The sequence below is a fragment of the Yersinia sp. 2545 StPb PI genome (assembly GCF_052217125.1).
In the GTDB taxonomy this organism is placed as follows: domain Bacteria; phylum Pseudomonadota; class Gammaproteobacteria; order Enterobacterales; family Enterobacteriaceae; genus Yersinia; species Yersinia enterocolitica_E.
Window position 1 is genome coordinate 4,142,747 of sequence record NZ_JAZGPY010000001.1, and the last position, 14,033, is coordinate 4,156,779.

Here is a 14,033-nt window from a genome sequence, read left to right on the forward strand (position 1 = left end):
ACCCCTGCGCAAGCCTAAGCTGGCAAGTAAAATAGCCAATCAAATCAATTTGATGATTGATCTTGCTGTTAGCTCATCCGTCACTAATGCATTCACGTATTTTCCGCGCAATGCAGCCACAATCGCTTCTGATTTTTCAATGCCACCGGCGACACCAATCACTGTCGGGATGTTGGTCAGATCTGTCAGTGAGACGCCAATCAGCTCCTGGTGAATCTGCATATCCGGCACCAATGCGCCATCGGCTTGCATAAAGTAGCCAAGGATATCGCCGACCGCCCCCTTGCGACTGAACATCAGTTGTTCACCTTCACCGATATAGCCGGAGCGTAAAATGGTGGCCTCTTTTTGCTGATTGACCGAACCGATACCCACGACGGCAACATCAGCTGCTCGGGCGGCTAGCATCACATCGCGCACACTGTTTTCCTGACGGAATGTCTCCGCCACTGTGGCACTGGAAGCACGCAACGGCGCAGGAATAATGCTGACCTGACAAGCGGCATCCAACTGGCCAATACCGGTCATATAAGAGCCAACCCCACCGGAAAGCGTCACCAGTCTGACCTGCTGCGAAGCGATAAAACCGCTTAAATGCTGTAAGGCACACATGGTGGTTTCACCAAAGCCGACTGCCAGTAGTTGTTGTGGTTGTATCAATGCCATCAATAAATGTGCAGCGCCAATCCCCAACCGGCTACTGATACTGAGATCAGCCAGAGAAGGCAGAATGCGGATATGCTTGAGGCCGAAATGCTGTTGCAAGGTGTTTTCCAGTTCCAGACAACCCTCATAGCGCGAATTAATCTGTACCCGAATAACCCCAGACTGGCGGCCTTTTTCCAGCAATCTGGAGACCTTCAGTCGGGTTAACCCCAACAGTTCGCCAATATCCCCTTGTGTTAAGCCATCGTGATAATAAAACCACGCAATGCGAGCGAGCAGTTCCTCTTCACTCATGCTATTACCCGGATATTTGTATTCATCGTTAGACGACATGGGTTTTTCTTTTGTTACTGATTTTTCTCTCATCATTAGCCGTGATCCCTATTGCCGCTTTCTCATTCTTCATTGATTCATCATCGATCAAAAATCCACGGTCTGATAAATGCTATACCCAAGAGATTTCAAAATGCAGGAAGGCGGCAAGCGAAAGACAAATTGGTTGTAAACCATTTTGAACAGCGCTTGCGCTGGCCCGTAGGGTGAGCCTCTGATGAGGTTCATAATCCCGATGAGCTTACATAAGTAAGTAATTCGGGCGATTGAGCACAGCCAACACACCTACAACTTGAAAGATGACGGGTATAAATCTCAGTTGAGAACTACGCTAACAGCTTAGGCAATACATTTGAACACATTTTAATTTAAATTTTTTTATTCACGGAATGTGATCTTGATTACGCCATAAATGGGATTATGCAGCTATCTTTTTTGAACACTTTTAAATTTAAAATATTTTTGTTCATAAACAGGAGCCACTGATGCCGCACACCAATCCGCCACCGCTGCTCCAGGTTCGTGGTATCAGCAAGCAGTTTTCCGGCGTAGTGGTATTGAAGAGTATCGACTTTACTCTGCAACCAGGACAGGTACATGCCCTGTTGGGAGGAAATGGCGCGGGGAAATCGACGTTGATGAAGATCATCGCCGGCGTGCTGCCACCAGACAGCGGTACCATCGAGATCAATGGGCAACCCTGCCTTAATCTCACCCCAGCAAAAGCACATCAACTCGGTATCTATTTGGTCCCCCAAGAACCGATGTTATTTGCCAATCTGTCGGTACAAGAAAATATTCTGTTTCGTTTGCCCAAACATCAGGCAGATAAGAAGAAGATGGCGCAATTACTCAAAAACCTGGGTTGCCATTTGGATCTGTCAGTCAGCGCCGGTTCACTGGATGTAGCAGATCAACAGCTAGTAGAAATTATGCGCGGCTTGATGCGTGACTCACGTATTTTGATCCTTGATGAGCCAACAGCGTCACTAACACCGGCGGAAACCAATCGTCTATTTAGCCAAATCAAAATGTTATTGCAGCAAGGTGTCGGAGTGGTATTTATCTCCCACAAATTACCTGAAATTCGTCAACTGGCAGATTGGGTCAGTGTCATGCGCGATGGTGGCATCGCTCTAAGTGGCGCTACCACTGATTTCTCCATCGATACGATTATTCAGGCCATTAAGCCACAGGCCAAAAACAGCGAATTATCTGATACCCAGAAGCTATGGCTGGAACTGCCCGGTAACCGCCGCTCTCAAGCGCGTGCTCAGTCCAATCAACCGGTGATAGAAGTTGCCGATCTGAGTGGTGAAGGTTTTGCCCATATCTCTTTTGAGGTGCATGCCGGTGAAATCCTGGGATTAGCGGGGGTGGTTGGTGCGGGCAGAACAGAACTCGCTGAAACACTCTATGGTTTACGACCCGCCAGCGGTGGCCACGTCAGGCTGGAAGGGATTGATATCACATTGATGAAAACCGTCAATCGTCTGGCAACCGGGTTGGTTTATCTGCCGGAAGACCGCCAAGCCTCCGGCCTCTATCTGGATGCTCCGCTCAGTTGGAATGTCTGCTCGCTCACCCAGGGTAATCAGGGGTTATGGACACATCCGGCACAGGAAGCCGCCATTCTGGAACGCTATCGGCGGGCACTAAACATTAAGTTCAGCCACCTTGAGCAACCCGTGCGCACCTTGTCTGGTGGCAATCAACAAAAGCTGTTGATTGCGAAATGCCTTGAAGCCAATCCGTTGTTACTGATTATTGATGAACCTACTCGTGGCGTAGATGTATCAGCGCGCAGCGATATTTATCAATTGATCCGCAGTATTGCCTCTCAGCATGTGGCGATCATTTTTATCTCGTCAGATCTGGAAGAAGTAGTGCAGATGGCTTCCCGGGTGTTGGTCATGCATCAAGGTGAAATCAGTGGCGCAGTCAGTGGGGCGGAAATGAATGTCGATACCATTATGCATCTGGCCTTTGGTGAACATAATACCGATGCGCGCCAATCTGCTGAAAGCGAGGGCGCATCATGTTGAAATTTATTCAAAGCTATCAATTTATTCAAAACAATCGTGAAGGTACCGCACTGCTGGCGATTTTGGCTTTATTTGCCTTGCTTGGTGTGATCGACAGTAATTACTTCACCTTGCAAACCTTCACCATGATTTTCAGCAGCGCACAGATCCTGATCCTGTTAGCCATCGGCGCCACCATGGTGATGCTAACCCGCAATATCGATGTGTCCGTCGGCTCCATTACCGGCTTATGTGCCGTCACTGTGGGTATGGCGCTCAATGCTGGTTTCGGGCTGGCAATCTCCTGCCTGTTTGCTCTGCTGGTCGGCATGGTGACGGGCTTCTTTAATGGCATTTTGGTTACCTGGCTGCGCATCCCGGCGATTGTCGCCACCCTGGGTACGCTGGGGTTGTATCGCGGCCTGATGCTATTGATAACCGGCGGGAAATGGATAGAAGGGCTGCCAGCAGACTTGAAAAGTTTATCCACCCCCATTCTGTTTTCTATCTCTCCTATCGGCTGGCTAATTATGCTGCTGATTGTAGCTATGGCCTTGTTGCTAGGTAAAACCGCCTTTGGCCGCAGTTTCTATGCTACCGGCGATAACTTGCAGGGTGCACGCCAACTGGGGATCCGCACCGACAGTATTCGTATTTTTGCCTTCTCAATGAATGGGGTGATGGCCGCGCTGGCAGGGATTGTCTTCGCCTCCCAAATTGGCTTTATCCCTAATCAGACGGGCAGTGGGTTAGAGATGAAAGCCATCGCCGCCTGTGTTCTCGGTGGGATCAGCCTGCTCGGTGGTACCGGCACCATTCTTGGGGCCATTCTGGGGGCTTACCTATTAACACAAATCGACAGCGTGCTGGTGCTACTGCGTCTGCCTGCTTGGTGGAATGACTTTATTGCCGGATTGGTGTTGCTGGGTGTGCTGGTGTTCGATGGCCGCCTGCGCTGTGCCATTGAGCGCAATATCCGCCAGCAGAAATATGCTCGCTTTAATGCTCGCCCGGCAGTTTCTGGTAAGTCGACAACTTCGGATAAGAAGAAAAACGTTATACCCAATAGATTTCATGATGCAGGAAGGCGGCAAACGAGAGAATCCCGATGAGCATACAGTGGTAAGTGATTCGGCTAAACGAGAGTAGGTAACACACCTGCAATTTGAAAGATGAAGGGTATAAAAAGAGGTGGCGCGATGAATATATATCGCCGTTATGGATGGGAACTGGCCTTGGCTGCACTGTTAGTGCTGGAAATCCTGCTGTTTGGTTTATCGAATTCTCGCATGCTGGATATCAACGTATTGCTGTTCAGTACCAGTGATTTCATCTGCATCGGCATTGTAGCTTTGCCGCTGACCATGGTGATTGTCAGTGGCGGAATTGACATCTCATTCGGTTCAACTATCGGATTGTGCTCCATATTCCTAGGCGTGATGTTTCAAGCTGGCGTCCCCATGAGTGTCGCGATCCCGCTGACACTGGTGGTTGGCGCGTTATGCGGTTTGATTAATGCCGGGCTGATTCTGTATACCGGCGTCAACCCGTTGGTCATAACTCTAGGCACCATGTACCTGTTCGGCGGCAGCGCCTTGCTGTTGTCCGGCATTTCCGGCGCGACCGGCTATGAGGGCATTGGCGGTTTCCCAACAGCCTTTACCGATTTTGCCAACCAAACGTTGTTCGGCCTGCCCGTCCCACTGGTTATCTTTATGGTCTGCGTGCTGCTGTTCTGGCTACTGATGCACCGCACTCATAGCGGCCGCAACGTATTCCTTATCGGGCAAAACAGTCGGGTGGCCCGTTACAGCGCCCTGCCCGTCGCGCGTACCTTATGCATCCTGTATGCCCTGACGGGTGTGGCGTCTGCGATTGCCGCGGTCCTATTGGTCTCTTATTTCGGTTCAGCACGCTCTGATTTGGGGGCTTCGTTCCTGATGCCAGCCATCACCGCAGTGGTACTGGGGGGTGCTAACATCTACGGCGGCTCTGGCTCCATCCTCGGGACGGCACTGGCGATATTACTGGTGGGTTACTTACAGCAAGGTTTGCAAATGATTGGCACACCAAACCAGATATCGAGTGCGTTGTCCGGTGCATTGCTGATTCTAGTGGTGGTTGGGCGCTCTATCAGCCTGCACCGACATCTGATTCATGAATGGCTGCAACGTCGTCGCAGCAGACACACCCTAAGTTAATACCTGTTTTCTTTTGTAGTGAAATTGCCAACACCTCTACCCCTAGCTTCTTCGGAGATAGCAATGAAAACACAAAGATTAAAAAAGCTGGCACTGGTTTGTGCCCTTGGATTTGCCTGTATCACTACTGCTCAAGCGGCAGAACGCATCGCATTTATCCCGAAACTGGTCGGGGTCGGCTTCTTCACCAGCGGCGGTAAAGGTGCCGTTGATGCCGGTAAAGAGCTGGGTGTGGATGTGACCTACGATGGCCCGACAGAACCGAGTGTTTCCGGCCAGGTTCAGTTAATCAATAACTTCGTCAATCAGGGTTACAACGCCATTGTGGTTTCGGCAGTCTCACCGGATGGACTGTGCCCTGCGTTAAAACGCGCGATGCAACGGGGCGTCAAAATCTTGACCTGGGACTCTGATACCAAACCAGAATGTCGCTCGATTTACATCAACCAAGGTACCCCGAATCAATTGGGTTCGATGCTGGTCGATATGGCCGCGAATCAAGTGAAAAAAGATAAAGCCAAGGTTGCCTTCTTCTATTCCAGCCCGACGGTTACCGATCAGAACCAATGGGTCAATGAAGCGAAGAAAAAAATCCAACAAGATCACCCCGGTTGGGAAGTGGTCACCACCCAGTTCGGCTATAACGATGCCACAAAATCACTGCAAACCGCAGAAGGCATCTTAAAAGCTTATAGCGATCTGGATGCCATTATTGCCCCAGATGCCAACGCCCTGCCCGCTGCGGCACAAGCAGCAGAAAACCTGAAACGCGACAATGTGGCGATCGTCGGCTTCAGTACTCCAAACGTGATGCGCCCTTATGTTCAGCGCGGCACGGTCAAGGAATTCGGTCTGTGGGATGTGGTTAATCAAGGCAAGATTTCAGTTTATGTCGCCAATGAAATGCTGAAAAAAGGCGACCTGAATGTCGGCGATAAAATTGATATCCCGAACATTGGCGTGGTTGAAGTGGCACCGAATAGCATTCAGGGCTATGACCATGAGGCTAAAGGCAGCGGCATTGTGTTACTGCCACAGCGGGTCATTTTCACTAAAGAAAACATCGACAAATACGATTTTTAATCTCGGCGGCCCGTCCACCGGCGGGCCGGAACAGGACTAAAGGAGTAATAACAGATGGCTGATTTAGACGATATTAAAGACGGTAAAGATTTCGGTATTGGCGTGCCGCAGATAAATCCTGCCTTTACACTGAAAGGCTCGGGTTCACTGGATTGGGGGATGCAATCCCGGCTGGCGCGAATTTTCAATCCGAAAACCAATCGCACGGTAATGCTGGCATTTGATCACGGTTATTTTCAGGGGCCGACCACGGGCCTGGAGCGGATTGATATCAATATCGCCCCGCTGTTTGAATATGCCGATGTCCTAATGTGTACCCGTGGCATTTTGCGCAGTATCGTCCCCGCGTCGGCCAATCGCCCGGTGGTACTGCGCGCATCTGGTGCCAACTCGATTCTGACTGATTTATCCAACGAAGCGGTGGCGGTGGCAATGGAAGATGCATTGCGGCTCAACTCCTGCGCCGTGGCGGCACAAGTCTATATCGGCACTGAACACGAGCATCAGTCGATTAAAAATATCATTCAATTAGTTGATCAGGGAATGCGCTACGGCATGCCTACCATGGCCGTGACTGGCGTCGGTAAAGACATGGCTCGCGACCAGCGCTACTTCTCTCTGGCCACCCGAATTGCCGCTGAGATGGGCGCACAGGTGATCAAAACCTATTATGTTGACAGTGGATTTGAACGTATCGCTGCCGGTTGTCCAGTGCCTATCGTCATTGCCGGTGGTAAAAAACTACCAGAACGCGATGCATTGGAAATGTGCTATCAAGCCATTGATCAGGGAGCGTCAGGTGTAGATATGGGGCGCAATATCTTCCAGTCAGAAGCCCCAATTGCCATGCTGAAAGCGGTTCATGCAGTGGTACATAAAAATGAAAATGCACAAACAGCCTATAAGCTGTTCTTAGATGAAAAAGGTTGAGTGGGCATCGCTGCCAGTCAGTGACTGGTAAGCCGTGACAAGGAGGTCTTCGGTAATAAGGAGACCTTTGGTAATCAGGAGACAAATATGCACGTGACTCTCGTCGAAATTAATGTGAAAGATGACAAAGTTGAGCAGTTTATTGAGGTTTTTCGCGCCAATCATCAGGGTTCTATCCGCGAGGCGGGGAACTTGCGTTTTGATGTGCTAAGGGACGAGACGATCCCAACCCGTTTTTATATCTATGAGGCTTATACCGATGAAGCTGCGGTGGCGGCACATAAGCAAACCCCCCATTACCTGAAGTGTGTCGAACAACTGGAGGGATTGATGACCGGCCCACGCAAGAAAACAGTATTTATCGGCCTGATGCCTTAGCCGACACGGGCAGCCGATTTCCTACGCTGCCCGCATGTTGGAGCCGCATGGCAAATTTAGCGACTGAGCCACATCACGCGCACACGCTAAAACTTATCCGCACCCATAAACCGCCTAGTAACTCACTGTGCAATAACTCTGGGCGGGTTTTATGGTAGGTCGTAATGTCTTTTACCAATGCTAACCCCAGCCCCGCCCCTTGCTGCTCACCCACATTATCCAACCGGTGGAATGGCATCAGCGCTTGCGCAGCTTCATCTTGTGCAATACCAGGGCCACTGTCTTCTATTTCTAACCAACAGCGCCCTGTGTCACCGCCTATAACCAACCGTACCGTCACCACGCCCTGCTTTGGTGTGTATTTCAACGCGTTGTCCAGCAGGTTGTCGCACAGTTCAGTCAGCAATAAGGCATCCCCCTCGATCCAGCACTCAGACACCCCCTCATAGCCCAGATCAATCTGCTTGCTGCGGGCTTGAGCAAGGTGTGCAAAACACGCGTCGCGTAATAGTGGGCCGAGATTAACCGGTTGTAGTCTGCGCTCGTGTACTTTCATCCGTGATAACTGCAATAACCGATCCGTCAGGGAAACGGTGTGATCCAGTGTCCCGCGCATCGCCAATAGGCTTTCACGCCATTGTTGTGGGGAGTCACTGGCCAGCGCCACCGCCACCTGCGTTTTCAACACCGTTAACGGTGTACGCAATTGATGAGAGGCATCAGCACTAAAGCGCCCCTGACGTGCCACCATTTCCCGTAAACGCTCGATGTAGCGATCAAAGGCCAATAACAACGGTTCCATTTCTGACCATGGCAACACTTTGGGGAGCGGGGTCAGTTCACCGGGATCACGCCGCAGCATCAAGCCTGATAGCTTACGTAATGGCTTGAGGATACCTTTGAGTAAGATATACGCCATTACCAGCGTCAAGAGCACCAGCGTACCTTGGGTCAAGACTGCCGATATCATGATCTGCTGTGCCAGATCATGGCGGGATGCTAGCGTTTCAGCCACCAGCACCATCGCCATCCCCATAACACCAGACTCATTAACCGGTTGATAAAGCGCAGCCACACGTATTGGTTTGCCTCGGTACTCGGCATCATAAAAATGTACCAATGCAGGGTAGAGAAGGGATCGTGGCGTATTCAGCGGGAAAGGCGGTAAATCATTGTAGCCAGCTATACTTTTCCCCTCTGGCGTAATCACCTGATAGTAAAGCTGATCATTCATATTGCGCTCAAAACTATCGAGGACAATATAAGGGACATCAACCTCTAGCTGCCCATGACGAACAACCAACCGCTCCGCGACCGTCCGGGCAGAGGCTAATAACGTGCGGTCATAAGCTAACGTAGCCGCATTCATCGCACTGATATAATGGGTATAAATAGAGATCCCGCCCAAAATCAGTAGTGGGACACCAAAAAACAGCAGCAATTGATGAAACAGCGAACGTGGGGCTTTAAACCATCGTGGCACAGTAGTGTTAGAGCATGCCATTAGTGCATTCCAGGCTGTAACCTAAACCGCGTAAAGTCTGGATAGAGACATTACTGCCATGCAGCTTTTTACGCACCCGATGCACATACAGTTCAATACTTTCTGGATTGGCATCATCGGATAAGGTAAATACCTGCTCAAACAGTTGTTGTTTGGCAACTGGCCTACCCCGGCGATGCATCAGTGAGGTTAATACTGCCGATTCCCGCGGTGTCAGCGCCAGTGGCTTATCCGCTAACAGAAAGTAACCTTCGTCGTGATAGGTCAACTCACCAAATTGCACCGCCTGCCCGGTTCCACCGACACTACGCCGTAATAGAGCACGTATCCGCGCCTCCAGTTCATCCAGTTCAAACGGTTTCGTCAAATAGTCATCCGCCCCCAAGTTCAGCCCTTTCACCCGGTCTGCCACTTCCGTTCTGGCGGTCAACAACAGCACCGGCAGCGTTTGCCCACGCTTACGTAGCCGGGCCAGCAAATCTAACCCGTTCAAACGTGGCAACGCCACATCCAATACCACCAGCGCGTAATTTTCGTTTTGCAGCAAATGATCGGCGGCAACACCATCATTTGCCACATCCACAGCGAAGCCCGCATGAGTCAATGCTTTCTGTAACCAGTGAGATAACTCGGGGTGATCCTCTACCAACAAGAGACGCATATCACATCCTGTACTTTTTCCTTCCCATTGAAAGGTAACTGAAAGGTTAATCTATTAACAATTCAGCAACCTCGCAATCGCGGGAAGGCTCACAATTTAGACGAAAATAATGAGGGAATAAGATGAAAAGGATAATTACCCGCACTTTAGCCGCCTCGATTCTGATACTGACAGCACAAATGGCACAGGCTATCGAGGCACCTGGCAGAACAGAATGTATTGCGCCGGCCAAACCCGGCGGCGGCTTTGATCTTACCTGTAAATTGATTCAGGTTTCCCTGCAAGAGACTAAAGCAATTGATCGCCCAATGCGGGTCAGCTATATGCCAGGAGGTGTCGGAGCGGTTGCCTATAACGCCATCGTGGCGCAACGGCCAGCAGAGTTTGGCACCGTGGTCGCGTTCTCCGGCGGCTCTTTACTTAATCTGGCACAAAATAAATTTGGCCGTTATAGCCCTGACGATGTGAAGTGGTTGGCGGCCGTTGGCACTGATTACGGCATGATCGCCGTGCGGGCTGACTCTCCCTATAAAACGCTAACAGATCTGATGGATGCCTTTAAACAAGATCCTAACAGCGTGGTATTCGGGGCCGGTGCCTCGATTGGCAGCCAGGACTGGATGAAAACGGCGTTACTGGCCCGTGAGGTGGGCGTCGATCCCCATAAAATGCGCTATGTGGCCTTTGAGGGTGGCGGTGAACCGGTTACCGCATTGTTAGGTAACCATATTCAGGCGGTGTCCGGGGACTTAAGTGAAATGGTGCCCTATCTGGCAGGCGACAAACTACGGATATTGGCTGTTTATGCAGAACAACGCCTGCCTGGCCAACTGGCTAATATTCCTACGGCTAAAGAACAAGGCTTCAATTTAGTGTGGCCGATTATTCGTGGTTTCTATCTCGGGCCGAAGGTCAGTGATGCCGAATATCAATGGTGGACGGAGACCTTTAACACCTTGGTACAAACTGACGAGTTCAAAAAACAGCGCGAATTACGCGGCTTATTTGAGTTCAACCTGACCGGCAAAGAGCTGGATGTGTATGTCAAAAAACAGATTGAACAATATCGTGAACAAGCTAAAGCATTCGGGCTGGCCAAATAATTAAGGAGAAAGATCATGAGCGATCGTATTTTTGCCAGTATCTGGATCCTACTCTGTATCAGCGGCTTATTTATCGGCTGGGGAATTCAAAGCGAATACAGTTATGAGCCGCTAGGCCCGCACCCTTTCCCGATGGCAATTCTGGCGTTAATGACACTGTGCGCGGTGCTATTGCTGCTGCGTAAACCAGATGTTATCGCATGGCCGCACGCCAAAGTATTGCATCGCCTGTTGGTGATGGTGATTACGCTGGTGCTCTATGCCTGGGGGTTTGAGTCGCTTGGATTCCCGCTGGCGACAGCCCTGCTAACATTTAGCATCGCATTGTTATTTGAGGCAAAAATATGGGTCGCTGCGCTGTCCGGCGTGGTCCTGGGCGCGTCATTATTCTATGCCTTTGACTATTTACTTGATGTCACCCTACCACTTGGCGTTTGGCTGAACTAACGAGGCTGTGATGGAAACTTGGATGTATTTATCGCAAGGATTTGAGGTGGCATTAACACCACAAAACCTGATGATTGCCCTGATAGGCTGCTTTATCGGTACCATTGTTGGCTTACTCCCAGGACTGGGGCCGATCAACGGCGTGGCCATTTTGCTGCCACTCGCTTTTGCCCTAAAACTGCCCGCCGAGTCTGCCCTGATCTTGCTGGCTACGGTTTATATCGGTTGTGAATATGGTGGGCGCATCTCATCCATATTACTTAATGTCCCCGGTGATGCCGCGGCTATCATGACCGCCCTTGATGGTTATCCAATGGCGCAGCAGGGCCGTGCCGGTGTAGCGCTATCCATTTCAGCAGTTAGCTCATTTGTTGGTTCACTCTTGGCTATTGGTGGGATCATTCTGTTTGCACCGCTACTGGCACAGTGGTCACTGGCATTCGGACCCTCGGAGTATTTCGCGTTAATGGTCTTCGCCATCGCCTGCCTTGGCAGCATGATGAGCCAAAATCCCTTGAAATCACTGCTCGCCGCCTTAATCGGATTGGGGTTGGCGACAGTCGGCGTTGATGCCAACACCGGCGTTTATCGCTTCACCTTTGATAGTGTCCACCTCTCTGATGGAATTCAATTTATCGTGGTGGTGATCGGCTTGTTCTCGGTCAGTGAGATCTTGTTGATGCTGGAAAGTACCAGTACCGGCCAGAAACTGGTGCGTAAAACCGGTCGCCTGATGTTCAACCGCAAAGAGGCGGCAGAATGTGTTGGGCCAACACTGCGATCTTCAGTGATCGGTTTCTTTGTTGGGATTTTGCCGGGCGCAGGGGCAACCATCGCCAGTGCGCTGACCTACATGACCGAAAAACGCATCAGTGGTAACAGCGATAGTTTTGGTAAAGGGGATATTCGTGGTGTTGCCGCACCTGAAGCGGCGAATAATGCTTCTGCCTGTGGATCTTTTATTCCTATGCTCACTCTGGGCGTTCCAGGCTCAGGCACTACGGCGGTAATGATGGGAGCATTGACCCTGTATAACATCACACCGGGGCCTGCGATGTTCACCGAGCAACCGGATATTGTCTGGGGGTTAATTGCCTCGCTGTTGATAGCCAACGTTATATTACTGCTGATGAACCTACCTCTGGTTGGCTTCTTCACCCGCATGTTAACCATTCCGTTATGGTTCCTGGTCCCCGCCATTGCAGCAGTCTCTGCGGTGGGGGTGTATGCGGTGCACAGCACCACTTTCGACCTGATGCTCATGGTTGGATTGGGTATCTTTGGCTATCTGCTGAGAAAAATGAACTTCCCCATGTCCCCGCTGATTTTAGGCTTTGTTCTGGGCGAAATGCTGGAGCAAAACCTGCGCCGTGCACTGTCCATTAGCAATGGCAATTACACTATTTTGTGGTCGAGCCCTATTGCAAAAAGCTTGCTAATACTGGCCGTGGTGGTGTTGGTGCTGCCACCAATCCTGCGAGTAGTACGTAAATTCCGCCAATCAAAGCCAGCCGCTAATGAAGGGTAAAAACTGACTCGTATTACTCCGGGGCTGATAATTATAGGATTATTGGCCCCGATTTATTGGGTTAGTCACAATCAAATATTCCGCGTTATAAGATGACACCTATCAACAAAATGCTTAATGAGTAAACTGATCATCACCAGTACCGGAAATGCTTAGACCTTAACTATAATGAAAGTAGATAAGTGTAATCACGATAAATCATGAGGCAAAACCATGTCAGACAAAATCGCCGTCGGCATCAGCGCTTGCCTGTTAGGTGAGAAAGTACGTTTCGATGGCGGGCATAAACGTCTAACATTTGCCGTGGACGAGTTGGCCCCTTTTGTTCATTTTGAGCCGATCTGCCCTGAGATGGCAATCGGGCTGCCTTCGCCCCGCCCAGCGCTGCGCTTGGTTAAAGCAGGCGCTGATGATATTCGTCTCAGCTTTAGTAACCAACCAGAAACCGACCTGACCCGCGCCATGCAGGACTTCTCCGCGAAAAGAATTGCGGGATTGCAGCATTTAAGCGGCTATGTGGTTTGCGCCAAATCCCCTAGCTGCGGCATGGAGCGAGTGCGGGTGTATGAAACCGATGGCAAAAATAACCGCAAAAGTGGTACTGGTATTTTCACTCAAGAATTAATGCGCCAACTACCGTGGCTCCCCATTGAGGAAGATGGCCGCCTGTGTGACCCTGAGCTGAAAGAGAATTTTGTGGCACGAATCTATGCCTTACATGAGTTTAATCAGCTATGGCAACAAGGCATGAGCCGCGCTCGGCTGATCGCTTTCCATAGCCGCTATAAATTGTTATTACTAGCTCATTCGCAACCTGCCTACCGTGAATTAGGGCGTTTCGTTGCGGCTATCGACCAATGGCCTTCAATTAATGAATGTGCTTTTGAATACCGTAACCGGCTGATGGCCCTGATGAGCCAACACTCCTCGCGCCGTGGTCACACCAATGTCTTGCAGCATGTCCAAGGCTATTTCAGCAACCAACTCAGCCCCCGGCAACGCAGTGAGCTGGCACAACTGATTTTGCGTTATCGTCAAGGCAGTCAGCCACTGCTTGCCCCCATTACCCTGCTCAAACATTATTTAGCTGAATATCCCGACAGCTATCTTGCCCAGCAGCGCTATTTTGACCCTTACCCGGAGGTTTTGCGCCTAAGGTATGGGCATTAAGAGGG

At 50.5% G+C, this 14,033-nt stretch carries 13 protein-coding genes; 10 read left to right on the forward strand and 3 right to left on the reverse strand.

Annotation, left to right across the window (positions count from 1 at the left end; genetic code table 11):
• Positions 1-39 precede the first annotated feature (39 nt).
• On the reverse strand, positions 40-1,032 hold the full coding sequence (gene lsrR, locus V1955_RS19210) for a transcriptional regulator LsrR (protein WP_083163898.1): 993 nt from the start codon (positions 1,030-1,032) through the stop codon (positions 40-42).
• Positions 1,033-1,484: 452 nt separating this feature from the next.
• Between lsrR and lsrA the strand changes: the two genes are divergently transcribed.
• The 6 genes from lsrA (at position 1,485) to lsrG (ending at position 7,615) form a co-directional block, all read left to right on the forward strand.
• Positions 1,485-3,044: an autoinducer 2 ABC transporter ATP-binding protein LsrA gene (gene lsrA / locus V1955_RS19215; RefSeq protein WP_083160757.1), complete on the forward strand. Its 1,560-nt coding sequence runs from the start codon at positions 1,485-1,487 to the stop codon at positions 3,042-3,044.
• Positions 3,038-4,135 (forward strand): autoinducer 2 ABC transporter permease LsrC, encoded by a 1,098-nt coding sequence (lsrC, locus tag V1955_RS19220; protein ID WP_083160759.1) that lies wholly within the window; start codon positions 3,038-3,040, stop codon positions 4,133-4,135. Before lsrA ends, lsrC begins: the two co-directional genes overlap by 7 nt.
• Before the next feature lie 87 nt (positions 4,136-4,222).
• Entirely contained in the window at positions 4,223-5,224 is a 1,002-nt protein-coding gene (gene lsrD / locus V1955_RS19225) for an autoinducer 2 ABC transporter permease LsrD (protein WP_083160763.1), read from the forward strand.
• 63 nt (positions 5,225-5,287) lie between these two features.
• On the forward strand, positions 5,288-6,307 hold the full coding sequence (lsrB, locus tag V1955_RS19230) for an autoinducer 2 ABC transporter substrate-binding protein LsrB (protein WP_083160765.1): 1,020 nt from the start codon (positions 5,288-5,290) through the stop codon (positions 6,305-6,307).
• Between the two features lie 54 nt (positions 6,308-6,361).
• A complete protein-coding gene (gene lsrF, locus V1955_RS19235) occupies positions 6,362-7,237 on the forward strand; it encodes a 3-hydroxy-5-phosphonooxypentane-2,4-dione thiolase (protein ID WP_083160768.1) in 876 nt (291 codons plus the stop codon).
• An 87-nt stretch (positions 7,238-7,324) separates the two neighbouring features.
• On the forward strand, positions 7,325-7,615 hold the full coding sequence (lsrG, locus tag V1955_RS19240; RefSeq protein WP_083160770.1) for a (4S)-4-hydroxy-5-phosphonooxypentane-2,3-dione isomerase: 291 nt from the start codon (positions 7,325-7,327) through the stop codon (positions 7,613-7,615).
• Between the two features lie 73 nt (positions 7,616-7,688).
• Here the strand turns inward: lsrG and V1955_RS19245 are convergent, their stop codons facing one another.
• A complete protein-coding gene (locus V1955_RS19245) occupies positions 7,689-9,119 on the reverse strand; it encodes a sensor histidine kinase (RefSeq protein ID WP_083160772.1) in 1,431 nt (476 codons plus the stop codon).
• Positions 9,106-9,780, reverse strand: coding sequence for a transcriptional regulator TctD (tctD, locus tag V1955_RS19250; protein ID WP_083160774.1), 675 nt, complete (start codon positions 9,778-9,780; stop codon positions 9,106-9,108). The genes V1955_RS19245 and tctD overlap by 14 nt, the downstream gene beginning before the upstream one ends.
• A gap of 122 nt (positions 9,781-9,902) precedes the next feature.
• Here tctD and V1955_RS19255 point away from each other — a divergent pair, with 122 nt between their 5' ends.
• The 4 genes from V1955_RS19255 (at position 9,903) to V1955_RS19270 (ending at position 14,028) form a co-directional block, all read left to right on the forward strand.
• Positions 9,903-10,883, forward strand: a complete 981-nt coding sequence (locus tag V1955_RS19255) for a Bug family tripartite tricarboxylate transporter substrate binding protein (protein WP_372568625.1) — start codon at positions 9,903-9,905, stop codon at positions 10,881-10,883.
• A gap of 15 nt (positions 10,884-10,898) precedes the next feature.
• Positions 10,899-11,330, forward strand: a complete 432-nt coding sequence (locus tag V1955_RS19260; RefSeq protein ID WP_442821294.1) for a tripartite tricarboxylate transporter TctB family protein — start codon at positions 10,899-10,901, stop codon at positions 11,328-11,330.
• Between the two features lie 10 nt (positions 11,331-11,340).
• Positions 11,341-12,858: a tripartite tricarboxylate transporter permease gene (locus tag V1955_RS19265; RefSeq protein ID WP_083160779.1), complete on the forward strand. Its 1,518-nt coding sequence runs from the start codon at positions 11,341-11,343 to the stop codon at positions 12,856-12,858.
• A gap of 213 nt (positions 12,859-13,071) precedes the next feature.
• Entirely contained in the window at positions 13,072-14,028 is a 957-nt protein-coding gene (locus V1955_RS19270; RefSeq protein WP_083160780.1) for a YbgA family protein, read from the forward strand.
• Positions 14,029-14,033: the final 5 nt, after the last annotated feature.